This is a genomic window from Paracidovorax oryzae ATCC 19882 (assembly GCF_000687165.1).
GTDB classification, from domain to species: domain Bacteria; phylum Pseudomonadota; class Gammaproteobacteria; order Burkholderiales; family Burkholderiaceae_C; genus Paracidovorax; species Paracidovorax oryzae.
The window spans coordinates 50,605-76,709 of sequence record NZ_KK366049.1; the positions used below are offsets into that span (position 1 = coordinate 50,605).

24 protein-coding genes are annotated in these 26,105 nt (G+C 69.1%); 9 read left to right on the top strand and 15 right to left on the bottom strand.

The window, feature by feature from the left end; all coding sequences use genetic code 11:
- Positions 1 to 13: 13 nt before the first annotated feature.
- The 3 genes from T336_RS0122665 (at position 14) to T336_RS0122675 (ending at position 3,513) form a co-directional block, all read left to right on the top strand.
- Positions 14 to 529 (top strand): TRAP transporter small permease, encoded by a 516-nt coding sequence (locus T336_RS0122665; protein WP_019703365.1) that lies wholly within the window; start codon positions 14 to 16, stop codon positions 527 to 529.
- Between the two features lie 21 nt (positions 530 to 550).
- Entirely contained in the window at positions 551 to 1,834 is a 1,284-nt protein-coding gene (locus T336_RS0122670) for a TRAP transporter large permease (RefSeq protein WP_026434229.1), read from the top strand.
- Between the two features lie 125 nt (positions 1,835 to 1,959).
- Positions 1,960 to 3,513 (top strand): methyl-accepting chemotaxis protein, encoded by a 1,554-nt coding sequence (locus T336_RS0122675; RefSeq protein WP_026434230.1) that lies wholly within the window; start codon positions 1,960 to 1,962, stop codon positions 3,511 to 3,513.
- A 246-nt stretch (positions 3,514 to 3,759) separates the two neighbouring features.
- Here T336_RS0122675 and T336_RS0122680 read toward each other — a convergent pair whose 3' ends face one another.
- The 6 genes from T336_RS0122680 to T336_RS0122705 all read right to left on the bottom strand — a co-directional run bounded on the left by T336_RS0122680 (position 3,760) and on the right by T336_RS0122705 (position 11,626).
- On the bottom strand, positions 3,760 to 5,070 hold the full coding sequence (locus tag T336_RS0122680; protein ID WP_026434231.1) for a tetratricopeptide repeat protein: 1,311 nt from the start codon (positions 5,068 to 5,070) through the stop codon (positions 3,760 to 3,762).
- Positions 5,071 to 5,166: 96 nt separating this feature from the next.
- Positions 5,167 to 6,483, bottom strand: coding sequence for a glycoside hydrolase family 18 protein (locus tag T336_RS0122685; protein WP_026434232.1), 1,317 nt, complete (start codon positions 6,481 to 6,483; stop codon positions 5,167 to 5,169).
- A gap of 180 nt (positions 6,484 to 6,663) precedes the next feature.
- The gene (locus T336_RS0122690; RefSeq protein ID WP_026434233.1) at positions 6,664 to 8,268 is read right to left on the bottom strand and encodes a hypothetical protein; all 1,605 of its coding nucleotides are present in this window, start codon (positions 8,266 to 8,268) and stop codon (positions 6,664 to 6,666) included.
- A gap of 126 nt (positions 8,269 to 8,394) precedes the next feature.
- Positions 8,395 to 9,510, bottom strand: a complete 1,116-nt coding sequence (locus T336_RS0122695) for an acyl-CoA dehydrogenase family protein (RefSeq protein WP_026434234.1) — start codon at positions 9,508 to 9,510, stop codon at positions 8,395 to 8,397.
- Positions 9,511 to 9,657: 147 nt separating this feature from the next.
- A complete protein-coding gene (locus T336_RS0122700) occupies positions 9,658 to 10,863 on the bottom strand; it encodes an acyl-CoA dehydrogenase family protein (RefSeq protein WP_026434235.1) in 1,206 nt (401 codons plus the stop codon).
- A 67-nt stretch (positions 10,864 to 10,930) separates the two neighbouring features.
- A complete protein-coding gene (locus T336_RS0122705; RefSeq protein WP_019703357.1) occupies positions 10,931 to 11,626 on the bottom strand; it encodes a YceH family protein in 696 nt (231 codons plus the stop codon).
- A gap of 67 nt (positions 11,627 to 11,693) precedes the next feature.
- On the opposite strand from T336_RS0122705, the gene purN reads away from it, so the two are divergent.
- Positions 11,694 to 12,272, top strand: coding sequence for a phosphoribosylglycinamide formyltransferase (gene purN, locus T336_RS0122710; RefSeq protein ID WP_026434236.1), 579 nt, complete (start codon positions 11,694 to 11,696; stop codon positions 12,270 to 12,272).
- A gap of 38 nt (positions 12,273 to 12,310) precedes the next feature.
- Here purN and T336_RS0122715 read toward each other — a convergent pair whose 3' ends face one another.
- The 3 genes from T336_RS0122715 to T336_RS0122725 form a co-directional block, all read right to left on the bottom strand.
- Complete coding sequence (locus T336_RS0122715; protein ID WP_035227086.1) at positions 12,311 to 12,868, bottom strand: hypothetical protein; 558 nt, start codon at positions 12,866 to 12,868, stop codon at positions 12,311 to 12,313.
- A gap of 123 nt (positions 12,869 to 12,991) precedes the next feature.
- Positions 12,992 to 13,258 (bottom strand): DUF1653 domain-containing protein, encoded by a 267-nt coding sequence (locus tag T336_RS0122720; RefSeq protein ID WP_026434238.1) that lies wholly within the window; start codon positions 13,256 to 13,258, stop codon positions 12,992 to 12,994.
- 51 nt (positions 13,259 to 13,309) lie between these two features.
- Entirely contained in the window at positions 13,310 to 14,851 is a 1,542-nt protein-coding gene (locus T336_RS0122725; protein ID WP_035227090.1) for a pectate lyase family protein, read from the bottom strand.
- A gap of 163 nt (positions 14,852 to 15,014) precedes the next feature.
- On the opposite strand from T336_RS0122725, the gene T336_RS0122730 reads away from it, so the two are divergent.
- Positions 15,015 to 16,289: an RsmB/NOP family class I SAM-dependent RNA methyltransferase gene (locus T336_RS0122730; protein ID WP_026434240.1), complete on the top strand. Its 1,275-nt coding sequence runs from the start codon at positions 15,015 to 15,017 to the stop codon at positions 16,287 to 16,289.
- A 139-nt stretch (positions 16,290 to 16,428) separates the two neighbouring features.
- The gene (locus tag T336_RS0122735; RefSeq protein WP_019701447.1) at positions 16,429 to 17,643 is read left to right on the top strand and encodes a DesA family fatty acid desaturase; all 1,215 of its coding nucleotides are present in this window, start codon (positions 16,429 to 16,431) and stop codon (positions 17,641 to 17,643) included.
- Between the two features lie 42 nt (positions 17,644 to 17,685).
- Here the strand turns inward: T336_RS0122735 and T336_RS0122740 are convergent, their stop codons facing one another.
- Positions 17,686 to 18,156: a hypothetical protein gene (locus T336_RS0122740; RefSeq protein ID WP_026434241.1), complete on the bottom strand. Its 471-nt coding sequence runs from the start codon at positions 18,154 to 18,156 to the stop codon at positions 17,686 to 17,688.
- A gap of 237 nt (positions 18,157 to 18,393) precedes the next feature.
- On the opposite strand from T336_RS0122740, the gene T336_RS0122745 reads away from it, so the two are divergent.
- Positions 18,394 to 19,962 carry an aminotransferase-like domain-containing protein gene (locus T336_RS0122745; protein WP_051647417.1) on the top strand — a complete coding sequence of 523 codons (1,569 nt, stop codon included), beginning with the start codon at positions 18,394 to 18,396 and terminating at the stop codon, positions 19,960 to 19,962.
- Between the two features lie 84 nt (positions 19,963 to 20,046).
- Here the strand turns inward: T336_RS0122745 and rpmG are convergent, their stop codons facing one another.
- From rpmG to trxB, 3 genes are all read right to left on the bottom strand, one after another.
- Entirely contained in the window at positions 20,047 to 20,217 is a 171-nt protein-coding gene (gene rpmG, locus T336_RS0122750) for a 50S ribosomal protein L33 (RefSeq protein WP_011796484.1), read from the bottom strand.
- A gap of 11 nt (positions 20,218 to 20,228) precedes the next feature.
- Positions 20,229 to 20,462 (bottom strand): 50S ribosomal protein L28, encoded by a 234-nt coding sequence (rpmB, locus tag T336_RS0122755; protein WP_005797187.1) that lies wholly within the window; start codon positions 20,460 to 20,462, stop codon positions 20,229 to 20,231.
- Between the two features lie 249 nt (positions 20,463 to 20,711).
- Positions 20,712 to 21,671 carry a thioredoxin-disulfide reductase gene (gene trxB / locus T336_RS0122760; protein ID WP_026434243.1) on the bottom strand — a complete coding sequence of 320 codons (960 nt, stop codon included), beginning with the start codon at positions 21,669 to 21,671 and terminating at the stop codon, positions 20,712 to 20,714.
- Between the two features lie 213 nt (positions 21,672 to 21,884).
- Here trxB and T336_RS0122765 point away from each other — a divergent pair, with 213 nt between their 5' ends.
- Positions 21,885 to 24,224, top strand: a complete 2,340-nt coding sequence (locus T336_RS0122765) for a DNA translocase FtsK (protein WP_026434244.1) — start codon at positions 21,885 to 21,887, stop codon at positions 24,222 to 24,224.
- A gap of 44 nt (positions 24,225 to 24,268) precedes the next feature.
- Positions 24,269 to 24,904 carry an outer membrane lipoprotein periplasmic chaperone LolA gene (gene lolA / locus T336_RS0122770; protein WP_019701442.1) on the top strand — a complete coding sequence of 212 codons (636 nt, stop codon included), beginning with the start codon at positions 24,269 to 24,271 and terminating at the stop codon, positions 24,902 to 24,904.
- Positions 24,905 to 24,938: 34 nt separating this feature from the next.
- Here lolA and T336_RS0122775 read toward each other — a convergent pair whose 3' ends face one another.
- The gene (locus tag T336_RS0122775) at positions 24,939 to 25,295 is read right to left on the bottom strand and encodes a DUF1304 domain-containing protein (RefSeq protein ID WP_026434246.1); all 357 of its coding nucleotides are present in this window, start codon (positions 25,293 to 25,295) and stop codon (positions 24,939 to 24,941) included.
- A 192-nt stretch (positions 25,296 to 25,487) separates the two neighbouring features.
- The gene (locus T336_RS0122780; protein ID WP_019701440.1) at positions 25,488 to 26,087 is read right to left on the bottom strand and encodes a uracil-DNA glycosylase family protein; all 600 of its coding nucleotides are present in this window, start codon (positions 26,085 to 26,087) and stop codon (positions 25,488 to 25,490) included.
- Between the last annotated feature and the right edge of the window lie 18 nt (positions 26,088 to 26,105).

The window sequence follows — 26,105 nt, forward strand, 5'->3', positions numbered from 1 at the left end:
CACCCATTCCACCATGCTCCCTCGCTTCGAGCGCGCCCTGGTCGCCGGCAACCGCTGGCTGCTCATCTTCCTGCTGCTGGCCATGGCCTGCATCGTCTTCGCCAACGTGGTGCTGCGCTACACCACCGGCGACTCCATCGTCTGGGCCGAAGAGGTGGCGCGCCACCTGATGATCTGGTGCACTTTCCTGGGAGCCGGGTTGGTGCTGCGCTTCGGCGGCCACGTGGCCATCGACAACCTGCACCACGTGCTGGGCGAGCGCGGCGCGCGAGTGCTGCGCGGCTGCATCGTGGTGGCGCTGGGCGCGTTCTTCCTGGTGATGGCCTGGTTCTCGGTGCAGTACGTCTGGGCTACGCGCTTCCAGACCACGCCGGCCACCGACATCCCCTTCGCCTGGATCTACGCGGCCATGCCGGCAGGCTTCGTGCTGCTCTTCGTGCACCTGCTCTTCATGGCGCGCGGCTACATCCGGGATGGCCGCTATGTCGAATCCGACGAGATGGACGCCGAATCGGCGGCCTCGCTCTGATGCCCGCGAGGAACTGACGCCATGGCCATCACCCTTTTCGTTTCCGCCGTCCTGCTGATGGCGCTGGGCTTTCCCGTCGCGTTCGCGCTCGCCATGTCGGCCGCCATCGCGGTCTTCGTGGGCGGGCGCTATCCGCAACTGATCGTGTTCAAGGAGATGTTCACGGGCATCGACAGCTTCCCGCTGATGGCCGTGCCCTTCTTCATCCTCGCGGCCGAGATCATGTCCGGCGGCGCGCTCACCGTGGTGCTGCTGCGCTTCGCCGCACAGTTCGTGGGTCACCTGCGCGGCGGCCTGGGGCACGCCAACATCCTGTCGCTCACGCTGTTCTCGGGCATCTCCGGCTCGGCCCTGGCCGATGCCGCGGGCCCGGGCTCGATGATGGTCAAGATGATGGACAAGGCGGGCTACTCGCGCGCCTACGCCGCCGCGCTCACGGCCAGCACGGCCATCGTGGGGCCCATCATCCCGCCCTCGATCATCATGATCATCTACGCGCTGCAGGACGAGCAGGTCTCCGTCGGCGCGCTCTTCATCGCCGGCTTCGCGCCAGGCATCCTCATCGCGCTGGCGATGGCGGTGGTCAACTGGCGCGTCTGCGTCAGGCGCGACTACCGCTCGCGCGAGCCGCGCCCCACGGGCCGCGAAATGCTCGCCAACAGCATCCGCGCCATTCCGGCCCTGATGCTGGTGGTGCTGATCCTGGTGGGCATCCGTTTCGGCATCTTCACGCCGACCGAGGCCTCGGTGGTGGCCGTGTTCTACGCGCTCGTCTGCGGCAAGTGGATCTACCGCACGCTGGAGTGGAAGGCCCTGCCGCACATCGCCGCGCGCTCGGCGCTGCTCACCGCCTCGGTGCTGCTCGTGGTGGCGGCTTCGGCCGCCTTCGCCTGGGTGCTGACGGTGGAGGGCGTGCCCCAGCAACTGGCCGAGACGATCGTGGGCTGGAACCTCTCGCCCGTCACCTTCCTCATCGCGGTCAACATCCTGCTGCTGCTCTTCGGCATCTTCATGGAGCCGCTGCCCGGCGTGATGATCCTCGTGCCCATCCTCGCGCCCATCTCGGCGGCGCTGGGCATCGACCCGATCCACTTCGCGATGGTGGTGATCGTCAACCTCACCCTGGGCATGATCACGCCGCCGGTGGGCGGACTGCTGTTCGTCACCTCGGTGGCCACCAAGGTGCCGCTGGCAGCGCTCACGCGCGAGCTGCCGCCGTTCCTCGTGGCCCACCTGATCGTGCTGGGCCTGCTCACCTTCGTGCCCGCCATCTCCACCTGGCTGCCGCACGCACTGGGCTTCTGAGAGGGCGGTACCCGGCACGTTGTAGAAATACCGTCATCTTCGATGAACGTGTATTAATTCCTTACGTTTCTGGCACCATGGGACGGCCTGCACGGATGAGTTGCAGTTCGAGGGGTTCCCGTTCCATGCCGCTTTTCAAAAACATGACATTGGCGCAGAAGCTGGTCGCGCTGGTGGCGTTTTTCCTGGCCGTCCTCCTGCTCGTCGGGGCCACGGGCCTGGCCCAGCTGCGTGCGGTGAGCGCCGCCCAGCGCGAGATGTACACCGACACCGTCGTCCCGCTGCGCAAGGTGGTGGACGGGGGACGGCAGGCGGCGGTGCATTTCCGGCGCATGTACCCGTTCATCCTCAAGACCGACGCGAAATCCCGCGAGGAAACGCTGTCGCTCAACCAGCAGTCGGAGCAGTCCGTGCTCGACGCCATAGCCCTGCTGCGCCAGGAAGGGGCCAGCGCGGAACTGCGCGCCACGGGCCAGAAGCTCGCGGACACCTGGGCCCGCTACAAGGCGTCGGTGGCCAAACTGCAGGCGGCGGCGCAGGCGGGCGATGCGGAAGCGGCCATGGGCGAGCTCAACGCCTCCACCGACCGGCTGCACGTCGAAGTCCGCAACCTGCTGCTGGAAGCCGGCAAGCTGCAGGAGCAGCAGGCACGGAACGAGACCGAGCGCGTGGCCGCCTCCGTGGACCGCACCTTCCGCATCGTGTCCGCGCTCATCGCGGCGGGCGCGGTGCTCGGGGGGCTGCTGGGCTGGCGGATCATCCGCTCCGTCCTGCGCCAGCTGGGCGGCGACCCGGCCCAGGCGACTGCGATCGCCCGCCAGATCGCGGACGGTGACCTGCGCGAGAGCTTCGCGGCAGGCGCGGGCGACACCTCCAGCCTGGTCCACCATCTCTCGGCCATGCGCCTGCAACTGGCCCAGGTGATCGGGCAGGTCCGCCAGTCCGCGGACGCGGTTTCCCAGGCCTCCGTGGAGATCTCCTCCGGCACGAACGACCTCTCGGCCCGTACCGAGCAGCAGGCCGCCGCCCTGGAGCAGACGGCCGCATCGATGGAGCACCTGGGCTCCACCTCGCGCCAGAACGCCGACAGCGCCCGCCAGGCCAATGAACTCGCCGTGAACGCGAGCACCGTGGCCGTGCGGGGCGGGGAGGTCGTGGCCGAGGTCGTTCAGACCATGCGCGGCATCAACGATTCCAGCCGCAAGATCGCGGACATCATCGGCGTGATCGATTCCATCGCTTTCCAGACCAACATCCTGGCGCTCAATGCGGCGGTGGAGGCGGCCCGTGCCGGCGAACAGGGCCGCGGCTTCGCCGTCGTGGCCGGCGAGGTGCGGCTGCTGGCCCAGCGCAGCGCCCAGGCCGCGCGGGAGATCAAGGACCTGATCGGCGCCAGCGTCGAGCGCGTGGGCCAGGGCTCGCAGCTGGTGGACCGGGCAGGCACCACCATGGCCGAAGTGGTGTCCGCCATCCAGCGCGTCACCGGCCTGGTGAGCGAGATCAGCGCCGCCAGCGGGGCCCAGAGCGACGGCGTGGCCCAGGTCAGCGAAGCCATCACCGTCATGGACCAGGGCACCCAGCAGAACGCCGCGCTGGTGGAGCAGAGCGCCGCCGCAGCCCAGTCCATGCAGCAACAGGCCGCCCACCTCGTCCGCGCCGTGGACGCGTTCCGCATCTGACCCGGCCCGGGGTCGCCGCCCGGCGCTCCCGGGTTGCGGGGGGCCGAAATGCCTTCACGCCGCGCCTTTCCGAACAAGGCGCATCCCCGGGGCAAGCCAGGGACACTGCGTTGGGACAGGCGGTGCGCCACCCATCCGAAGGCCGCGGAGCAGGCCATGCCAGCAGACGCCGCAGAACCGGCTCCGCCGGGCTGCCAGCGTCGTCCCCCCGGGGGGAAGGCGCCGCAGGCGCCTCAGGGGGGGCCGTTACTTCCTTGCGGTCACCAGGAAGCCCTGCACGGGCTCATTGCCCTCGTAGCGCAGTACGAGGTCCTCGATCTCCACCGTCGTGAAGCCCGCCGCCCGGCACACGGCCTCGGCATGGCTGCGCTTGTGGGCATAGCGGCCGCTCGCCTGCAGCACCAGGTCCGGGCCGTCCTCGGGAGCGGCTTCGCACGAGAAGAGGAAATGGCCGTTCGGCACGATCAGGCGGAAGGCGTCGGGCACGGTGTCCGACAGGTCTCCCGTGTAGATGAAGACATCCAGCGCCGTCACCACGTCGTAGATGGACGAGGGTGTGTCGCGCAGCGCGTCCAGGAGGTTGACGGTGTGGAAGCGGTCGTACACGTTGTGCCGGGCGGCCTGCTCGATCATCTTGATGGAGATGTCCACGCCGATGAGGAAGCCGTCGAGGCGACCCAGGCACACGCCCAGCAGTCCCGTGCCGCAGCCCAGGTCCAGCACGTTGAGGCGCTTGTCGGGATAGCGTTCGAGGATCTTCCCGGCCGCGATCTTCGGCAGCTTGTACTTCAGGCCGGCGACCATGTGCTGGTCGTAGAGGCCCGCGAGCTCGTCGAACAGCGCGCGGTGCAGCTCCGGCGGCTGGTGCTGCGGCGTTACGCCGTGCGCGATGGCGGTGTAGTAGGCCACCACGGAGTCGCCGGGCGCGATTTCCATCAGCGCCGTGGTGTCGGCCACTGCCTGCGCCGGCGTGCCGGCCGCGATGCAGGTCTTCACACGGCCCAGGCGGGCTTCGGTGTCCTGCGGGTTTTCGTCGATGAGAGCGCCCCAGACCTGCAGCGCCTCGGCATGCTGGCCCTGGTCGCTCAGGTCGCGGGCGAGCAGGCGGCGCAGCTGCACGTCGCCGGGCACCATCTCCAGGCCGCGGCGCAGGTGGCGCACGGCCATGTCCAGGTGGCCTGCGCGGTGCGCGATGTCCACCACGCCGGCGAGCACCAGCAGGTTGCGCGGCTCGCGCGCAGCCAGCTTCTCGGCCAGCTCCACGGCTTCGCGCAGCTGGTTCTGGCGCGCGTGCAGCAGCGCCAGTTCCAGCTGGCCCGGACCCCAGTCGGGCGCCAGCGTCACGGCGCGGCGCAGCCCGTCGAAGGCCTTCGGGATATTGCCCGCCTTCTCGGCCATGAGGCCTGCCAGCATGAACACGCGCGGGTCGTTGGGCTGGGTGCGCTGGGCCTTGTTCAGCGTGAGCGCGGCCTGCTGCAGGTCGCCGCGGGCGATCTGTTCGCGCGCCGTTTCGAGGTGTTGGCGGTTCGGGTCGGTGGGGGTTGCAGTGGCGCTCATGTCTCGTGCTGAAAATAGAGAGCCGGGCGCTCGGCCCGGCTGCAGGGAATCACGGGATTATCCCGGATTCGCCTTCCACGGCGCGTCCCCCGGGTTTCAGCGGCCCGTGGACAGCTCCTCTCCGGCCGCGCGCACCAGCTCGCCGCCATCGCCCGACAGCTCCCAGAACATCATGCCGCGCAAGCCCGTGGCCCGCACGATGCGCGCCTTCTCGCGCACGACCTGCTCGTCGTCGAAGGTCCAGAACGTGCTGCCGTCGAAGAGCCAGGCCGCGCGGGACCACGCGTCCCGGTGCCGGGTGAAGCCGGGCTTGGCGCGCACGGTCTTGAAATCGTCCACGCCGGCCTCGTAGGTGCCCTGCGCGGGGCCCGTGGCCGGCTGGTAGAGGCCGTTGCCGGCCGGGTCCACGCCGCGCCAGCCTTGGGAGTACAGCGGCGCGCCGACCACGAGCTTGCTGCGCGGCACCCCGGCCTGCAGGTACCGGCCGGCGGCTTCCACCACCGAGAGATCCCGTGCCCGGTCCGGGTCGCGCGGGCTGGGTGCAAGTGCGGCCTGGTGGTTGGTGCGCCGCTCCGAGGAAACGTGCAGGTCGTAGGCCATCAGATTGATGAAATCCACTGTCTTCGCCACGGCCGCGAGCTCGATCTTCGCGCTGTTCTGCGGGCCCGCGGGTGCCGCGATGGTCAGGCGCAGCGCCGGGTCGATGGCATCGAGCTGCCGGCGGAATTCCTGCAGCAGCAGCGTGAAGTTCACCGTATCTTCCGGCCGCACGATGTTGCCGGGGGCGGCTTCTGCGGCGACATGCTCCCAGTCGATGTCGATGCCGTCGAACACGCCCGCCGCCGGGCCGTTTCCTTCGGTTTCCCCGCCGGTGCGGCCGCGGATGAAGAGATCGACGCACGACGTCACGAACGCGCTGCGCGATGCGGGCGTGAGGGCTGCGTCGGAGAACCATTTCGATCCGTTCCAGCCGCCCAGCGAAACCAGCACCTTCAGCCCGGGCTGCAGGCGCTTGAGCGCGCGCAGCTGCTGGAAGTTGCCGCGCAGCGGCTCGCTGCCGTCCACCGCCGTGCCGTCCACGCTTTCCTCGGCCGTCCACGGGCGCTCCACGTCGGCCCACGCATCGCCGAGCCCGCAGCCCACCGGGCCGCTGCCATCCGCGCTGGCGGGCGCCACGCTGCCGAACGCATAGTTCAGGGTGGTGATGCGGGGCAGGGCGCCCTGGGTGGCCAGGCTCTTCGCGGTGTAGCCGCGGGCATAGATGCCCCAGGAGGTGAAGTAGCCCACCACTTCGCGTGCGGGCGTTGCGGCGCTGCCCGGCGCGTGGGCGGACACGGCCGTGCCGCTCCAGGCAGGGGCGGCCAGGATGGCCAGGCAGGCGATGCCCAGGGTGCGGGTCCAGGGTGTCCTCATGTGCGGTGCTCCTCGTATGCAGGGCTCCGCACTCTCGGCCCGGGGAGGCGGCGCGTCAATGCAGCGCCATGCATGCAATGCTGAGGGTACCGCTTTGGGATGCCGCCGTGCCCGGGCACGGCGCCGGTCCGCGCCGCGTGGCACGTGCAGCCCGGCATCGCGCCGCGGCTGCACTTCCCGTCAGGAGGCCGGCGTGTTCAGCTCTTCGGTGCTGCAGGGCCGGAATCCGCCTGCTTCAGTCCGCCGGACACAGACGCCGCCGCCATAGATCTGGCGCGGGGATTTGTAGAAAACGATGTGCCCACCGGCATCGACTTCGAACTGGTAGTTGCTGTAGGTGCCCGTTTCCCCGGAGCCGTCGCACACGTAAGTTCCGGAAGGGCTGACGAGGCTCCGGCCGGCGAACCGGTAGCTGCCGGTGTAGGTGCAGCCCTGGGTACCGTCCCCGCCGTTTTGGACCATTTGGAACTGCCCGTCGCGGGTCTGGAACTTGAGCTGCAGGCGTGCCGCGAATCCCAACGTAGAGCCTGCGGCGAAACGGATGCGGTAGGTCTGGTTGAACCGCGCCGTGAGATCCTCGTACTGGAACCGCACGATGCGCCGGGGCGTGTCGCCGGGAAGGGTGACGGTGCCGGTGGTGGCCGAGTCGAAGGTGATGCGCATCGGGCCCAGGTCGGCGGCCTGCTCGCCGCTGCGGGTGCCGCCGCCCAGCACGGGCCCATTGCGGTATTCCTGCAGGTTGCCGGTGAAGGCCGTGTCGCCCTCGGCCCGGACGCCCCCGGCCTGCAGGAAGAGTGAGGAGCCGTCGGGCCGGTAACCCACATAGGTCACCACCATGGCACGTCCCTGCTGCGTGTCGATCTGCAGGCTGCGCCCGGGCCGGCCGCTCACCTCGCCCTCGAAACCCCAGATACCGGGTTCCGGCTGCGTCTGGAACCCTCGTGCCGTAGGGCAAAGCCCCGGCCAGTCCATGAAGACGGCACCCCCCATGCAGTAGCCAAACAGGTCGGTGGAAGCGCCGTCCTGCCACAGGGTCCCTCGGAATATGCCATCGGCCTGCATCATGAAATGCTCTGCACGGTAAGGGCCTGTCTCCTGCGTCCCATCGCTCCTGGTGCACAAGTAAGTTCCGTCGGAAGACACGCCCGAGCCTGCGGGCTGGATGTTGCCGGTGTAGATGCAGTTCCGTCGTTCCGCGCTGGTGTCGATCTTCATGGAGAACTGGCCATTCTCCAGCTTCACGCCAATCCAGTGCGGAGTTCTCGAGCTCTGCGTCACGCCGGAGAATGTGTCGGTGGCAATCGCGTCGCGCGTGAGCCGCACGCCAGGGTCCTCGTACTGGTAGCGCGAAATACGCCGCGGCACGTCGCCCGGCAGCGTGACGGTGCCCGTGGTGGGCGTGTCGAAGACGATCTTCACGGGGCCCGCGGTGGCTGCGGTCTCGCCCTGGCCGGTGCCGCCGCCGATCACGGGGCCGTTGCGGAACTCGCTCAGCGTGCCGTCGAAGGTGGAAGAGGTGTTGGGCCGGGTGCCCGCGGCCTGAAGGAAGAACGACGAGCCGTCGGCGCGGTACCCCAGGTAGGACACGGCCATGGTGCGGCCGGCCTGGGTGTCGATGTGCAGGCTGCGGCCCGGGCGGCCGTCCAGCTCGCCGTCGAAGCTCCACATGCCGGGCTCGGGCTCTGCCGTCTGGGCCCATGCGGGGGCGGCGCAGGCGGCGATGACGCCACCCAGCAGCAGGGCGGATGCGGATGGGCGGCGGGATGGTGATGGCGTGTAGTGCATGGAACTCCCTCGTGACAAGTGACGTGTCGGATGAACCGCGCACTTGACCACAGAGTGCCTGCTGTGCCTACCCCTCCGTCGCGGGGTTTGTGTTACCGCGCGCAGACGGTCGCGTTGCCGCTCCCGTCAGGCGAACACGCCCGCCGTGTCCTGCATGCGCGCCGACACCTCGCCCAGGTGGTGCAGCGTGTCGCCCCAGGTCATCTCCAGCTGCGTGAGCTTCTTGAAGTAGTGGCTGCCGATGTATTCGTCGGTCACGCCGATGCCGCCGTGCAACTGCACGGACTGCTGGCCCACGAAGCGCATCGACTGCCCGAGCTGCACCTTGGCGCGCGACAGGGCGCGGCGGCGCTCCTCGGCCGGCGCACCCAGCTTCAGGCTGGCGTAATAGCTCATCGAGCGCGCGAGTTCCAGCTGCATCTTCATGTCGGCCACGCGGTGCCGCAGTGCCTGGAAGCTCGCGATCGGCACGCCGAACTGCTTGCGCTGGTTCATGTAGTCCACGGTGAGGGCCACGGTCTGGTCCATCACGCCCACGGCCTCGGCGCACGCCGCGGCGATGCCGATGTCCACCGCGAGCTCGAGTGCCGCCAGCCCGTCTTCCGCGACCAGCGTGGCCGGCGCGTTGTCGAACTGGACCTCCGCCGCGCGGCTGCCGTCCTGCGTCACATAGCCGCGCGTGGCCACGCCCTGCGCGCTGCGCTCGACCAGGAAGAGGGCCATGCGGCCCTGTCGCTGTGCAGGCACCAGGAACGCATCGGCCTGGTCGCCCGCGGGCACGAGACTCTTGGTACCCGTCACCGTGGCGCCGTCGCCCGAACCGGTGGCCTGGGCTTCGCACACGTCCAGCCGGTAGCGTGCCTTGCGCTCCTGGTGCGCCAGCACCACCAGCGCTTCACCGCTCGCGATGCGCGGCAGCCACGCGGCCTGCACGGCCTCGGGCGCGCACTGCGCCAGCACCCCGCTGGCCACGAACGTCTGCGCCAGCGGCTCCAGCACGATGCCGCGGCCCAGTTCCTCCATCGCCACCATCGCATCCACCGCACCCTGGCCCAGCCCGTCGTGCGCCTCCGGCACCGTCAGCGCCGTCAGGCCCAGCTCCGCCAGCTCGCCATACGCCGCACGGTCGAACCCGCCCGCCGCCACGATGCCGCGGCGCCGCTCGAACGTATAGCCCTTGTCCACCCAGCGCCGCACCGCATCGCGCAACGATTGCTGGTCTTCAGAAAAATCGAAATCCATGGTTGTCTCCAAAAGCGGTTCAGGGCAGGGCGCTTGCACGCCCCTTCAAAGATCAGCGAAGCTCATGCTGGAACCCCCTCGCGGAGGGGGCCCGGGGGAGCCGTGCGTTACCGCGCCAGCGAAACATCGTCGCCCCCCGGAAGCAAATCAGCCCAGCACCGTCTGAGCGACGATGTTTCGCTGGACTTCGTTGCTCCCGCCATAAATCGTGGTCTTGCGCAGGTTGAAATAGGTGGACGCCAGCGGCGCATTCGCCACCGTGCCGCCCGGGAATCCCCCCAGAGCGCCCATCGCCGCATCGCCCTGCCAGCCCGCCTCCATGGCCTCCTCGATGAAGGGCAGGGCGTAGGGGCCGGCGGCCAGCATCATCAGTTCGGCATAGCGCTGCTGGATTTCGCTGCCCTTGATCTTGAGCAGGCCGGCGATGTCCAGCGAGTTCTTGCCCGATTTCTCGGCAGACAGCACGCGCAGCACCAGCATCTCCAGTGCGACGATGTCCACCTCCAGCAGCGCGATCTGGTCGCGGAAGCGCATGTCGTCCCACAGTCCTTCGGTCCTGGCGATGCGCTTGAGGCGCTCCAGCTCGCGCTTGCTGCGGTTCACGTCGGCGATGTTGGTGCGTTCGTGGCTGAGCAGGTGCTTGGCGTAGGTCCAGCCCTTGTTCTCCTCGCCGATCAGGTTCTCGGCCGGCACTTCGACGTTGTCGAAGAACACTTCGTTGACCTCGCACTCGCCGTCCAGCAGCTTGATCGGCCGCACCGTGACGCCGGGCGACTTCATGTCCAGCAGCAGGAAGCTGATGCCGGTCTGCGGCTTGCCTTCGGTGCTGGTGCGCACGAGGTTGAACATCCAGTCGCCGTACTGGCCCAGGGTGGTCCAGGTCTTCTGGCCGTTGACGATGTATTTGTCGCCGCGGCGCTCGGCACGGGTCTTGAGGCTGGCCAGGTCGGAGCCCGAGCCCGGTTCGCTGTAGCCCTGGCTCCACCAGACCTCGCCGCTCGCGATGCCGGGCAGGAAGCGCTGCTGCTGTTCGGGCGAGCCGAAGGCCATGATCACCGGTGCGACCATCACCGGGCCGAACGGCACGATGCGGGGCGCACCGGCCAGCGCGCACTCTTCCTCGAACAGGTGCTTTTGCACGGCCGTCCAGCCGGGGCCGCCGAACTGCTTCGGCCAGCCGAAGCCCAGCCAGCCCTTCTTGCCGAGGATCTTGGCCCAGCCCTGCAGGTCGTCGCGCGTCAGGCGCAGGGCGTTGTGCACCTTGTGCGCGGTTTCGGCCGGCAGGTGTTCGCGGACCCATGCGCGAATCTCTTCGCGGAAGGCCTGTTCTTCGGGGGTGAATGCAAGGTCCATGCGTTGTCTCCGTGTGGACGCCGGCGTGGCCGGCGCGATATCGCAATTTGTAGCACGGTCGTGCTTTTTATGGCTGTCCGGGGAGCGACACCCCGAGCTGTTCGCAGAGGGTCGCCAGCGATCCGCGCAGCGCCGCCACCTCGGCCTCCAGCGCCGCCACACGATCGGCCAGCGCCGGATCGGCCGCCCGCGGAGAGGCGGGAGCGGCGGCCTGGGCCGCCTGTGCGGCCATGTCGGCGGCGCTCAGGGGGCCGCAGAGCAGGTGCGTCCAGCGCGACTCGCGGGCGCCCGGTGCGCGTGGCAGCAGGGCCACCAGCGGGCCGCCTTTGTCCTCGCTGCGCGACTGCAGTTCGTCCAGGAAAGCCTCGACCGATGAGATGTCGGCAAAGCGGTGCCAGCGCTCGGCGTTGATGCGCAATTCGCCCGCCGTCTGCGGACCGCGCAGCATCAGCAGGCCGAGCAGGGCCGCGGACTGGTCGGGAACGCCCACCGCGCGCGTGAAGTTGTGCTCCCAGCGGGTGGCGCGCTGGCCGCCGATCTCCACCACCATCGCGCGGCGGCGCAGGCTGTCCAGTGCCTCCTGCACTTCTGCGTCGGAAAGCGTGGTCACCGGGTCGCGGCTCGACTTCTGGTTGCAGCCGGTCACCACCGCGTTCAGGGTGAGCGGATAGCTGTCGGGCACCGTGCGGGCCTTTTCCATCAGGGTACCGAGCACGCGGGCTTCGGCGGCGGTCAGGGGCTGGAGGCGGGGATCGAAGGGCATGGCAAAAAGGCGGGTGGCGCCGCGGCAAGCAAGGAGGAGGAACGGACGCGGCGATAATCCGCGCCCCATGAAGAACATCGTGATTTTGATCTCGGGCGGGGGCTCCAACATGGCGGCCATCGTGCGGACGGCCCGGATGCAGGACTGGGCAGGCCGCCACGGCGTGCGGGTGGCAGCCGTGCTGAGCAACAAGGCCGATGCGCCCGGCCTCGCCTGGGCGCGGGAGCAGGGCATCGCCACGGACGCCGTGGACCACCGGGCCCATGCCTCGCGGGAAGCCTTCGACGCAGCACTCGCGCAGCGGATCGACGCGCACGATCCCGCGCTGGTGGTGCTGGCCGGCTTCATGCGCATCCTCACACCCGGCTTCGTCGCGCACTATGCAGGGCGGTTGGTCAACATCCACCCTTCGCTCCTGCCGGCCTTCCCCGGCCTGCATACCCACCAGCGCGCCATCGACGCGGGCTGCAAGGTGGCCGGGGCGTCCGTGCACCTCGTCACCCCCGAACTGGATGCCGGGCCCATCCTGGCCCAGGGCGTCGTGCCGGTGCTGCCGGGCGACACGGCCGAGCGCCTGGCCGAGCGCGTGTTGGCGCAGGAGCATGCGATCTACGCGCCTGCAGTGCTGCAACGGCTGCTGTCCTGACGCTTTTCGCTGATGCGGTCAGCGGATGCGCCCGCGCATCAGAGCGTCGAAACGATTTTTCCGGGGTGGCTGCCGTCCAGCAGGTCCCTGGCCAGCTGTGCCTGGTGCGTGTCCGTGGGATGGACCACCACGGCCCAATGCCCGTCGCGCAGCGCGGAACGTACTTGGGTGATCAGCCGCACATGGTCCGGCCGCAGCGAAACCAGGCCGCCGAGCAGCAGGCCGAAGGCGGTGGCGAGGCCCACGAGGGTGATGAAGGCCTGCAGCGGACTGCCCGCCACCATGGCCTGGCCGCTGCGCAGCAGCCAGGCGTAGAACAGTACACCCGCCAGTGCGCCTGCCAGTCCGGACACGAGGTGCGAACGCAGCAGCGTGCGGAAGATACCTGCCTGTTCCGGTTCCAGGGCGCGGCCGAACAGTTCAGCCCGCGAAGCGCGAGCGTCCTGCGGTCCCAGCAGCCTGACCTGCTGCGGCTGCAGGCCATGCAGCCGCAGCAGGCGGCCGGCGAGCGCCTCGGCCGGCGGTTTGTCATCGTAGATTCCAGCGATCTTGGTCAGGGATCTTTCCCCGAACATGCCTTGCAACAAATGGTCCATGGGCACAACGTTATGCAGGCATGGACTGCCGGCCTGTAGGACGCCTGCCGTTGCCCACGACGGGCGTACGCCGCGGGCGGGCGCCGGCCGGCTTCCGACGGGCCTGCGGCAGCCTTCGCGTGGTCAGCCCGCCGTATCGGATGCGACGGGCTCGAACCGGTGCCGGACCCGCCCGTCGATGAGGACCGTTTCCGCGAACATGGCCGCGGGCCGGACCCACAGCCCATGGTCGCCGTAGAGCGCCCGGTACACCGTCATCGGCTCCAGCGTCTCGCTGTGGCGCGCGGTGCCGATCACTTCGTAGAGCATGCCTTTGTAATGCCGGTAGAGGCCGGGAGGCGTGGGCTGCAGCGGAGGCAGTTCGCCATCGGGGTGGGAGGGGCTGTGCATCGCCGGATTGTGCGTCGGCCCGGCAGCCGCCCGGGTATCCCGGGGCCCGGGTCAGCGTCGCGCCGCGGAGCTTTCGAGCTTGCCCGCTCCCGCACGGGCGGTGATGCGCGCCGCCAGTTCCGAGGTGTCCTCCAGCGCGTAATCGTAGAAGTCCGACGGCTTCCATGCGGGGGCAGTCACCAGCGCCGATGACCAGCGCACGGCGGCCGTCAGGTCCGCGGGCGCGCCATTGAGCACCGTGCCGCTGTCGTGGAACGTGGAGGCGCACTCGCTGGCGGAGAACAGCGCCGCGCAGTCCTGCGTCCGCGCCGCCGAGATCCGGGCGTTCGCCACGTCGGCAGGCCGCGCGGACCGGTCCTGGCTGGTGAGCGACACCACGTTGTTCTCCGCATGCACCTTGCCGCCCTGGCCCAGCGTCATGCCGGCGAACCAGGGATAGTCGGCCGAGGCGTCCCGCGTGTTCTCGTAGTAGTTGTTGTAGAGGTGCACCATCCCGTAGCGGACCCGGGCCTGGCGCTGCCGCAGGTTCTGGAAGTAGTTGCCGTGGAACGTCACCTTCAGCATGCGCGGATTGCCGCTGTCCGCGCCGGGCGCATCGGTGCCGCCGATCAGGAACGCCTTGTCGTGGTCGTGGAAATGGTTGTTAGACAGGGTGACGTAGTTGCCGTGCCGGGTCACGTCCACGAGGCCGTCATGGTGCTGCACCCTGAAATCGCTGCCGCTGTAGTCCGTGCCGTGCACCGTCTCGTGCCACACGGAGGGGAAGGTATGGTCGTGGCGGTCGCCGTCGCTGAAGGTGTCGTGGTCGATCCACACGTGGCTGGCATGGGCCACGGAAATGAGGTCGTACTGCGAGTTCCACCGGCCGCCGGAGGAGTCCGTCGGGTCCCATCGGGGGAAGTCGTCGAATGCGTCTTCGAAGGCGATGTTGCGGATCACGATGTTGGTGGCCGGCGCGTCCGGCACGCCCAGCATGAGGTTGCCGTGCAGGATCCGCGCGTCGGTGCCGATGCCCAGCAGGGACGTGTTGCCAGGCACGCTGATCGTGACGACGCGCCTTTGCAGTTCCGCCGCGCAGGCCCGCGCGTCTTCCGGCTTGCCGCTCACCGGTCGTGCATTGCCCCAGGCGCCCGGGCGGTAGGCCGCGAGGTAGTCCGACCACAGGCTGGCCTGGGATGCATAGCCGTGCACCGACGATGCGCAGGAGCCCGCCACGTAGCGGTCCGGCGTGTAAGGGCGCAGCTGGCCGTCCACGTTCAGGTCGATGGTGCCCTGGATGCGGATGACCTTGGGCGCCTTGTCCGGCGTCCCCTTCACCGAACCGTTCGGGGCGATCACGGCGGTGTGGCCGTAGAGCGCCTGGATGAGCTCGTTGCGGTTCGCCACCGTATAGGTCCTCCCTGCCGCGGCGCCCAGCCCCCCGGTGGTCGGCGTGCCATGGGAGGCCCAGCCCGTCGCTCCCAGTGAATCGATGCCGCCTGCGGGCACCACCGCAGCCTGAGCGGCCACACTTTCGCCGCCGCAGGCGCACACCAGCGCCGTGGTCGCCGCGGCGGTGGCCGCCAGGCGCAGCGCCCGTAGTGTCGGAGTCAACGGGGTCGCGTTCGGTCGTCGCAGGGGGGCATGGGGCATAGCCCGGCCAATCTAATCCCGGCAGCGCCCGGCACGCCGGAAAAACGCATAGGGTTTTCTTTTGCAGCGCATTGCATTCCGTAACAGCGGCGCTGCCGGCACGCATGGATGGGACAATCGGAGCATGCACCCGAAAGCCCTCCTGGATGCCTGCGCGGAACTCGTCAGGCTCACCCTTCAATTCGAACACCCCGCCGATGCCGTCGTGTCCCGCTATTTCCGGGACCACCGCTCCCTCGGTCCGCGCGAACGCGCCACCCTCGCCGAGACCGCCTACACCGTGCTGCGCAAGAAGCTGCTGTTCGAGCAGCTCGCGCGCTCCGGCTCCGGCCCGCGCGAGCGGCGCCTTGCCATCCTGGGCTTCCACGGCCCGCGCGACTTCCTCAAGAGCGCGCTCTCCGATGCCGAGAAGAGCTGGCTCGACCAGTGCGATGCCGTGCCGGTGGAGGACCTGCTGGAGCCGCATCGCCACAACCTGCCCGACTGGCTCGTGCAGCCGCTCCGGCGCCAGGTGGGCGAGGGCTTCTGGGCCCTTGCGGACAGCCTGGCCCAGCCGGCACCGCTCGACCTGCGCGTCAACGACCTGAACGCCAGGCGCGCCGACGTGCAGAAGGAGCTGGCCAAGGCCGGCATTCCCGCGGTGCCGACGCCATATTCCCCCTGGGGCCTGCGCGTGGAGGGCAAGCCGGCGCTCACCAAGCTCGATGCATTCGTTCGCGGCGCCGTCGAGGTGCAGGACGAAGGCTCGCAACTCCTCGCCCTGCTGCTGCAGCCCCGCCGCGGCGAGATGGTTGTGGATTTCTGCGCCGGCGCGGGCGGCAAGACGCTTGCCATCGGCGCGGCCATGCGCAGCACCGGGCGGCTCTACGCATTCGACGTTTCCGCCCACCGGCTCGACGCGCTCAAGCCGCGGCTGGCGCGCAGTGGCCTCTCCAACGTGCATCCCGCCGCGATCGCGCACGAGCGCGACGAGCGCATCAAGCGCCTGGCTGGCAAGATCGACCGCGTGCTGGTCGATGCACCGTGCTCCGGCCTGGGCACCCTGCGCCGCAACCCGGACCTGAAATGGCGGCAGTCGCCCCAGGCCGTCCAGGAACTGGTGGCCAAGCAGACCGCCATCCTGCAGAGCGCCGCGCGCCTGCTCAAGCCGGGCGGACGCCTGGTGTATGCCACCTGCAGCATCCTGCCCGAGGAAAACGAGGGTATCGCGGAAGCCTTCAGTGCGGCACATTCCGACTTCGTGGCGGAAGACGTGGGCGTGCTGCTCGAGCAGCTCAAGGTCGAGGGTGCGGCCGGACTGTGCAGCGGCGGCGCCAGCGGCACTGGCTATCTGCGCCTGTGGCCCCATCTGCACCAGACCGATGGCTTCTTCGCCGCGGTATGGACCAGAAAAGGCTGATTTTCCCAGCTGATCCGCCCATGGAAACACCGCGCATTGCGCGGTCTTGTGCAACTTCCCGGGCACATCGGCTTCTAAAATCCCTGAAGTGCCCTTCATCGGGCAATTTTCCCCGTCCGCTTTCTCAAAAAGGCTTCCCATGCACCTTCCCGACCGGGCCGTTTTCGATGCCATCCTCACCTGGATGGCCAATGGCCTGCTGGACCTGTCCTGGTGGGAGATCGTCCTCTACACGCTGGTGACCACCCACATCACGATCGCCGCCGTGACGATCTTCCTGCATCGCGCCCAGGCGCACCGCTCGGTGGACCTCGGCGCCGTGCCTTCGCACTTCTTCCGCTTCTGGCTGTGGGTGGGCACGGGCATGGTCACGAAGGAATGGGTGGCCGTCCACCGCAAGCACCACGCCAAGTGCGAGACTGCCGACGATCCTCACAGCCCCCAGACCCGCGGCCTGGACACCGTGATGTGGCGCGGCGCCGAGCTGTACCGCTCCGAAGCGGGCAACGCCGAGACCCTGGCCAAATTCGGCCACGGCACGCCCGACGACTGGATCGAGCGCAACCTCTACAGCCGTTTCGCATGGCAGGGCGTGGGCCTGATGCTGGTGATCAACCTGGTGCTCTTCGGCGCCATCGGCGCCACCGTCTGGGCCGTGCAGATGCTCTGGATCCCGTTCTGGGCCGCGGGCGTGGTCAACGGCATCGGCCACTTCTGGGGCTACCGCAACTTCGAGGCGCAGGACGCCAGCACCAACCTCGTGCCCTGGGGGCTCCTGATCGGCGGCGAGGAGCTGCACAACAACCACCACACCTATCCCACCTCGGCCAAGTTCTCGGTCAAGCCCTACGAGTTCGACGTGGGCTGGCTCTACATCAGCCTGATGCGCCGCGTGGGCTGGGCCACCGTCAGGAAGGTGCCGCCCAAGCTGCGCCTGGGCGCCGTCAGGCCGGTGGCCGACGAGAAGACCCTGGAGGCCCTTATCGCCAACCGCTACGAGGTCATGGCCGGCTATGCGCGCGGCGTGCGCCGCGCCTGTCGCCAGGAGATTGCCGCCCTCAAGGCCCGCAATGCGGACGTGTCGGTACTGCGCGCCGCGCGACGCTGGCTGCACCGCGATGCCGAAAAGGTGCCCGCGCGCGCCCAGGAGCAGCTCGCCCGCGCCCGTGCCGCCCACCCGGTGCTCGACACCATGGTCACCATGCGCGAGGAACTGCGCCAGCTCTGGATGAACACCTCGCATTCGCGCGAACAGTTGACGGCCGACCTGCAGGCCTGGTGCCGCCGCGCCGAGGAAAGCGGTGTTGCCGCGCTGCGCGAGTTTTCCCTGAGGCTGCGGGCCGCGCAGGCCTGACGCCAGGCCCGCCACGGCAGCTGCGGCGCTGGCTGGCGGGGTTTACCGTGCCGTAGTGGCGTGCGGGCCTGCCGCCCTGCGGCGCGATCCAGCCCATGCCGCCACGGCGGCCAGCTGCGCCCGCGCCGCCGTGGCGGCCCAGGCCAGGCCCGACACGCCGGCCCCGAGCATGGCCCCCAGCGGCGAAAGGGCCGGCGCGGGCTCCAGCAGCGCCGCATGCGCCGTGGCGTGCCCCGGATTCGACACTTCCATCCACTCGGGCGCGCAGTCCGGCGAACCCTCCCGGCACTGCCCGGCTTCCAGATGGCCCAGGTCCATCTGGGAGGCCACCACCTGGCCCCATACGACAGGGCCGGACCGCAGTGCGAGCCGGCCGCTCTCCACCAACAGCGATGCGCCGGGCGGCAGGCACACCAGCAGCTTCTGGCCGGGCTGCACGGACAGCGGCGAGGCCGCGGGGGTGGAACATCCTGCCGCAGGAGCGGCGACGGTGTGGCGGGTGGTGTGCGGCATGGTTTCTCCTTGGGGCGGAATGTAACGGGACAGGGCTTCATCCTAGGGAGAACCCTGATGTGGGGACAGGCACAGGCCGTCCGCTTGCTGAGGGGAACAGCGCGGGTTTTCCTGTCTCTGTTATGGTGCGGGCCTGGCCTGTCTGTATCTGTGCGGCCGCCCAGGTCCACGGCATGATGGCCGGATCGGCCCTCCAAGGCCATGTTCCCGTTTCGCTTCCGCCGAGGCGTCTTCGCCATGCACGATTCCGCTGCCGAACTTCCCCTGCCGCCCGCCGCGAAGGCCTCGGCCCAGCCGCGCTACCGGCAGATCGCCGGCCTGTACACGCAGGCCATCACGGCTGGCAGCCTGCAGCCCGGCCAGCGCCTGCCCTCCGTCCGGGAGCTGTGCCAGCGGCACGGCGTGAGCCTCACCACCGCCCTGCAGGTGCTGCGGCATCTCGAGGCCGAAGGCTTCGCCCAGGCGCGCGAGCGGGTGGGGTACTTCGCCTCCGTTCCCGGCCGCGTGTCCTCGCTGCCCGCCGCCCGCGAGCCGGAGCTGCACGAGCCGCTCGCGCCGGACCCGCATGTGTTCGCCGGCATCAACGAGCGCATCTCCACCTTCCTGGAAAAGGCCCGCCGGGCGCCCCTGGCACTGGACCTGGGCAGCGCCATGCCGGCGCCCGCGCTGTTCGATGCGGAGGCGCTCAACCGCCTCGCGATCCGGCTGCTGCGCGAGCAGCCCGACATCCTCGTGTACAGCCCGTCCGCGCCGTCCACGCATCCGGAGTTCCAGCGGGCCATGGCGCACCACGCACTGAGCTTCGGCCTCAGCCTCGCACCCGAGGGCATCGGTGCCACGCACGGCAACTCGGAGGCCGTCAACCTCGCCCTCGATGCAGTGGCCGAGCCCGGCGACGTGATCGCGGTCGAATCGCCCACCTTCTTCGGCATCCTGCAGGCCATCGAGGTGCGCGGCCTGCGTGCGCTCGAGATTCCCTGCAGCCCGCACACCGGCATATCGATCGAGGCCCTGGAGCTCGCGGCCCGCAACGAGCCCCGGCTCAGGGCGGTGGTGGTGGTGCCGCACCTGCAGATGCCCCAGGGCAGCGTCATGCCCGATGCCCACAAGGAGCGCCTCGTCGCGCTGTGCGTGGAGCACGGCCTCGCCCTCATCGAGGACGACATCTACCGCGAGTTCGTCGAGTCCGCCCAGCCGATGCGGCCCGCCAAGGCCTGGGACCGCCCGGGCGACGCGGGACAGGTGATCTACTGCGCCTCCCTCAGCAAGAGCTTCGCGCCCGGGCTGCGCCAGGGGTGGATGAGCGCGGGGCGCTGGAACGCGCGCGTGCAGATGCTGAAGTTCGCCCGCACGCGGAACATGCAGACCTGGTCGCAGCTGCTCGCCGCCCGCACCGTGGGTTCTCCCGCCTACGACCGGCACCTGCGCCGCATGCGTGCGTCGCTGAAAGAGCAGCGCGAGCAGTCGGCCCGCGCGGTGGCCCGGTACTTCCCTGCGGGAACGCGCCTGAGCCTGCCGCCCGGCGGCATCAGCCTGTGGCTGGAACTGCCCACGGGCCTGTCCTCCACGCGGCTCTACGACGACGCCCTGGCGCGCGGCATCCGCGTGGCGCCCGGGCCCATGTTCTCCAATACCGGCCGCTACGAGCGCTTTCTGCGGCTCAGCTGCGGCATGCCCTTCACACCGGCGGTGGAAGAGGGCTACCGGGTGCTGGGCGAGTTGCTGGCCGGCCAGTGCGATGCCTTGCTACAGAAGGCCGGCCGCGCGCCGCTGCGGGAAGAGGGCCGCCGGGCCGCTGCGGCCTGAGAGCAGGTTCCGAGGCGCGCAGGAAAAGAAAAGCCGCCCTCGGTGGGGCGGCTTTTCGGGAAAGCGCTGGAAGCGGCTCGCGCCTTACTTCAGCTTCATTTCCTTGTACTCGACGTGCTTGCGAGCCTTGGGGTCGAACTTGATGATCGACATCTTCTCGGGCATCGTCTTCTTGTTCTTGGTGGTGGTGTAGAAGTGGCCGGTTCCTGCGGTGGATTCCAGCTTGATCTTGTCGCGTCCGCCTTTGGTTGCCATGGTGCTACTCCTTAAGCCTGGCCACGTGCACGCAGGTCGGCGAGCACGGAATCGATGCCGTTCTTGTCGATCAGACGCAGGGCGGCGCTGGAGACACGCAGGCGCACCCAGCGGTTTTCGCTCTCGACCCAGAAACGGCGGTATTGCAGGTTCGGCAGGAACCGGCGCTTGGTTTTGTTGTTGGCGTGGGAAACGTTGTTCCCGACCATGGGCTTCTTGCCCGTGACGTCGCAGACGCGTGCCATGAGGACACTCCGATTTTTTCAAATACAGCCGCAGGACATGCACGCTCCGCTTGGGAATTGCAGAGCCTGTCCGTGCGGCCTCACCTCGCCAGATAGGGTGGCGGTAACCCGGTTGGTATCTGCTGTCGCAGGCGCCGTGCTTTAAAAAGCAGGTGCGCAAGATGCAGCAAAGCCGCGCATTATAGCGCGGCCTTCGGAAGGATGTCCAGCCCGCACGGCTTCAACCCGTGCGGACGGGCAGGGCGTGCGTCAGATCACGCCTTCCTGCTCCAGGAAACGCTGCGCGTCGAGTGCCGCCATGCAGCCCGTGCCGGCGCTGGTGATGGCCTGGCGATAGACGTGGTCCTGCACGTCGCCGGCCGCGAACACGCCGGGCACGCTGGTCTGCGTGGCGAAGCCCTTGAGCCCGCCCTGCGTGACGATGTAGCCGTTCTCCAGCGTCAGCTGGCCTTCGAAGATGCCGGTGTTGGGCGCGTGGCCGATCGCGATGAAGCAGCCCTGCAGCGCGATGTCCTGCGTGCTGCCGTCCTGCGTGCTCTTGATGCGGATGCCGGTCACGCCGCCGTCGTCGCCCAGCACCTCGTCGAGCGTGTGGAAAACCTTCAGTTCGATCTTTCCGGCCGCGACCTTCTCGTTGAGCTTGTCCACCAGGATCGGCTCGGCCTTGAACTTGTCGCGGCGGTGCACCAGCGTCACCTTGCGGGCGATGTTGGAGAGGTAGAGCGCCTCTTCCACGGCGGTGTTGCCGCCTCCCACCACGCACACGTCCTGCTCGCGGTAGAAGAAGCCGTCGCAGGTGGCGCAGCCGGACACGCCGCGGCCCATGAATGCCTCTTCGGAGGGCAGGCCCAGGTACTTGGCCGACGCACCCGTGGCGATGATGAGCGAATCGCAGGTGTAGGTGCCGCTGTCGCCGGTCAGGGTGAAGGGGCGCCTGGACAGGTCCACCTGGTTGATGTGGTCGAACACCACCTGCGTCTTGAAGCGCTCGGCATGCTCCAGGAAGCGCTGCATCAGTTCCGGACCCTGCACGCCGTTCACGTCGGCAGGCCAGTTGTCCACTTCCGTCGTCGTCATGAGCTGGCCGCCCTGTGCGATGCCGGTGATCAGCACCGGGTTCAGGTTGGCGCGGGCGGCGTACACGGCGGCCGTGTAGCCGGCGGGGCCGGAGCCCAGGATCATGACTTTGGCGTGTTGCGTAGTGGACATGGTGAAAGGTAAGAGTTTGTGCCGGGACTTTTCCGCAAGTGCGGCCGGCTGCCCGAGTATCCACCCGGGGCCGGCCCGCGCGGGGACGGGGTTTTCAATCGTCGCGATTGTAGGAAACAGTTGGAATCCCGGACGGCGCGAGGGGCGGGCAGGCCCTTCCCGCTCCTGACCGCAGAGCGGGGCATCGGGTAAGCTTGCCGCGCTCTTCGACCTATGACGTACTCCCTCAATACCCTCAATGCTTCTGCCGGGGGCAGATCGGCGCCGCGCAGCATGGCCGCGCGCTTCGGCCACGAGATCGGCCTGGTGGTCGGACTGCTGGCCCTGGTTTTCTGGCTGCTGGCCCTTGCCAGCTATTCGGCGCAGGACGCCGCATGGTCCACTTCCGGCGCGCACGACAGCCGGCTCATGGCGAACTGGGCCGGGCGCCTGGGCGCCTGGCTGGCCGACAGCAGTTATTTCGCGCTCGGCTTTTCCGTGTGGTGGTGCGTGGCCGCGGGCGTGCGCGCCTGGATCGCCTCGCTCGCGCGCTGGATGCGCGGCGGGGAATCCGCGACGCCCGGGCAGAGCCCGCTGGCACGGCGGCTGATGTTCTGGAGCGGCCTCGCGCTGCTGCTGTGCGCGAGCACGGCCCTGGAGTGGTCACGCCTGTACCGGCTGGAGCCGCTGCTGCCCGGGCATGCCGGCGGCGTGCTCGGCTACATCACCGGCCCCGCCGGCGTGAAGTGGCTGGGCTTCACCGGCTCGGGCCTGGTGGCCGTGATCGCGGTCGTGGCGGGCGCCGCGCTGGTGTTCCGCTTCTCCTGGGGCCAACTGGCCGAACGGCTGGGCGGCCGCATCGACGGACTGGTCCAGTTCGGCCGGGCGAGCCGCGAGAAGGCCCGCGATGTCGCCGCCGGCAAGCGCGCGGCCCGCGAGCGCGAGGAAGTGGTGCAGGAAGAGCGCCATGAGATCCAGGAACACCATCCGCAGCCCGTGCAGATCATCGAGCCCGTGCTCATGGCGGACGCTCCCCCGAGCGCGCGCGTGGTGAAGGAGCGGCAGAAGCCCCTGTTCACCGAAATGCCCGACAGCCGCCTGCCCCAGGTGGACTTGCTCGATGGCGCCCAGGCCCGGCAGGAAACCGTGGCCCCGGAGACGCTGGAGATGACCAGCCGGCTCATCGAGAAGAAGCTCAAGGACTTCGGCGTCGAGGTGCGCGTCGTGGCGGCCATGCCCGGGCCGGTGATCACCCGCTACGAGATCGAGCCCGCCACCGGCGTGAAGGGTTCGCAGATCGTGAACCTCGCCAAGGACCTGGCCCGCTCGCTGTCGCTGGTTTCCATCCGCGTGATCGAGACCATTCCCGGCAAGAATTTCATGGCGCTGGAACTACCCAACGCCAAGCGCCAGTCGATCCGCCTCTCCGAGATCCTGGGCTCGCAGGTCTACCACGACGCCAAGAGCCTGCTCACCATGGGCCTGGGCAAGGACATCGTGGGCAACCCGGTGGTGGCCGACCTCGCCAAGATGCCGCACGTGCTCGTGGCCGGCACCACGGGTTCGGGCAAGTCGGTGGGGATCAACGCCATGATCCTCTCGCTGCTCTACAAGGCCGAGGCGCGCGACGTGCGCCTGCTGATGATCGACCCCAAGATGCTGGAAATGTCGGTCTACGAGGGCATCCCGCACCTGCTCGCGCCCGTGGTCACCGACATGAAGCAGGCCGCGCACGGCCTGAACTGGTGCGTGGCCGAGATGGAGCGACGCTACAAGCTCATGTCCAAGCTGGGCGTGCGCAACCTCGCGGGCTACAACACCAAGATCGACGAGGCCAAGGCGCGCGAGGAGTTCATCTACAACCCCTTCAGCCTCACCCCCGAGGAGCCCGAACCGCTGGAGCGCCTGCCGCACATCGTGGTCATCATCGACGAACTGGCCGACCTCATGATGGTGGTGGGCAAGAAGATCGAGGAGCTGATCGCCCGGCTGGCGCAGAAGGCGCGGGCGGCCGGCATCCACCTCATCCTGGCCACGCAGCGGCCCAGCGTCGATGTGATCACCGGCCTCATCAAGGCCAACATCCCGACCCGGATCGCTTTCTCGGTGGGCTCGAAGATCGACAGCCGCACCATCCTGGACCAGATGGGCGCCGAGGCGCTGCTGGGCATGGGCGACATGCTCTACATGGCCAGCGGCACCGGGCTGCCCATCCGCGTGCACGGCGCCTTCGTGTCCGACGACGAGGTGCACCGCGTCGTCAGCTACCTCAAGAGCCAGGGCGAGCCCGACTACATCGAGGGCGTGCTCGAGGGCGGTACCGTGGATGGCGACGATGGCGCATTCGGCGAAGGCGGCGGTGGGGGTGAAGGCGGAGAAAAAGACCCCATGTACGACCAGGCGGTGGAAGTGGTCCTCAAGGACCGCAAGGCCAGCATTTCGTACGTGCAGCGCAAGCTGCGCATCGGCTACAACCGCTCCGCGCGCCTGCTGGAAGACATGGAAAAGGCCGGCCTCGTGAGCGCGCTCACCGCAAGCGGGCAGCGCGAGGTGCTGGTTCCCCACCGCGAGTGACCGCCGGCATGCCGGAGCCTGGACGACAAGGATTGGATCGAAGCATGATGAAAAAGTGGTTGGCGATCGCCGCGATCGCAGTTGGTGCCCAGGGCGCCTGGGCCGACGGCCTGGCGAGCCTGGAGTCGTTCATGAAGGGCGCCCAGGCCGGGCGCGCGGATTTCACGCAGACCGTGACGTCGCCTCCGAAGGACGGCCAGGCGCCCCGCACCCGGACCTCCTCCGGCACCTTCGAGTTCCAGCGGCCGGGGCGCTTCAAGTTCACCTATACCAAGCCTTTCGCCCAGACCATCGTGGCCGACGGAAAGTCGCTCTGGCTCTATGACGCCGACCTGAACCAGGTCACCCAGCGGGCGCAGGCACAGGCGCTGGGCACCACGCCTGCCGCGCTGCTGGCCTCTGCCCCCGACCTGCAGGCCCTGCGCAAGGATTTCACCCTCGAATCCGCGCCGGACCAGGACGGCCTGCAATGGGTGCTCGCCACGCCGAAGACCAGGGACGGCCAGCTCAAGAGCGTGCGCGTGGGCTTTCAGGGCGAGCAGCTCGCGGCCCTGGACATCCTCGACAGCTTCGGCCAGCGGTCGGTGATCCGTTTCGCGAACGTCCAGTCCAGCGCCTCCCTGCCAGCCTCCACCTTCGAGTTCAAGCCCCCGCAGGGCGCGGACGTGGTGCGCCAGTGATGCCCGGCAAGGCCGGGCGCCGCCGGCCTGCCTCCTAGATCCAGAGCAGTGCCAGGCCCAGTGCCGCGGGCACCGTCTGGATGTACAGGATCTTGCGGGCCACCGTGGCGGCGCCGTAGAGCCCGGCCACCAGAACGCACAGCAGGAAGAAGGTCAGCACGGCCCGCCCGTGCGGCCCGCCGAGCCACAGGCCCCAGAGCAGTCCGGCCGCCAGGAAGCCGTTGTAGAGCCCCTGGTTGGCTGCCATCACCTTCGTGTCCGCCGCGCGCTCCGGCGTGTTCCGGAACGCCCTGAGGCCTGCCGGCCTGTCCCAGAGGAACATCTCCAGAACGAGGATGTAGATGTGCAGCAGCGCGATCAGCGCGGCGACGGCATGGGCTACGAGATGCATGGATGTGTCTCCGGATATTGGGGGGCCTGCCCTCGGGCAAGCGCGCGACGCCGGATTGTGCGCGCGGTGCGGCGCCCGGCCTGGCACCTCGCGGACTCGGGCGCCCGGCAGTGGATGGTCGCTTCGCCTATCCGGGCATGGCTTCGCCTGCCATGCCCGGCGTTGCCGAAGCGGGTGGGCGCTGTGGCGCGATCAGTCCGCGAGCAACTCCGCCACCTGCCGGCGCAGGGCGGGCAGCAATTCGCTGGCGAACCACGGATGGCGCTTCAGCCAGCCGTTGTTGCGTGGACTGGGGTGAGGCAGCACCCACAGCCCCGGAGCGTCGCGGCGCCATTCCTGCACGGCGTCGGTCAGGGACGCAGGGGGCGGGGTGCGGCGCCCGTGCCAGGCGAGAGCGTGCGCGCCGAGCACGATGGTGAGGCGGATGCCGGGCAGGGCGTCCAGCAGCGGCTTGCGCCAGGTGGCGGCGCATTCCGGGCGCGGGGGCAGGTCGCCCGAGCGGCCCGTGCCGGGGTAGCAGAAACCCATGGGGACGATCGCGATGCGCCCGGGATCGTAGAACGTCTCCCGGTCCACCCCCATCCAGGCGCGCAGCCGTTCGCCGCTCGCGTCGTCGAAGGGAATGCCGCTGGCGTGCACCTTGCGGCCCGGTGCCTGTCCCGCGACCAGGATGCGCGCGCCGGTGGATGCCTGCAGCACGGGCCGCGGCCCGAGGGGCAGGCTGTCTGCGCACAGGGTGCAACTGCGCACGCTGTGCAGCAGCGGAGCGAGATCGGGCAGGGGGCGCGGCATGTCGTGGGAAGGTGCGGG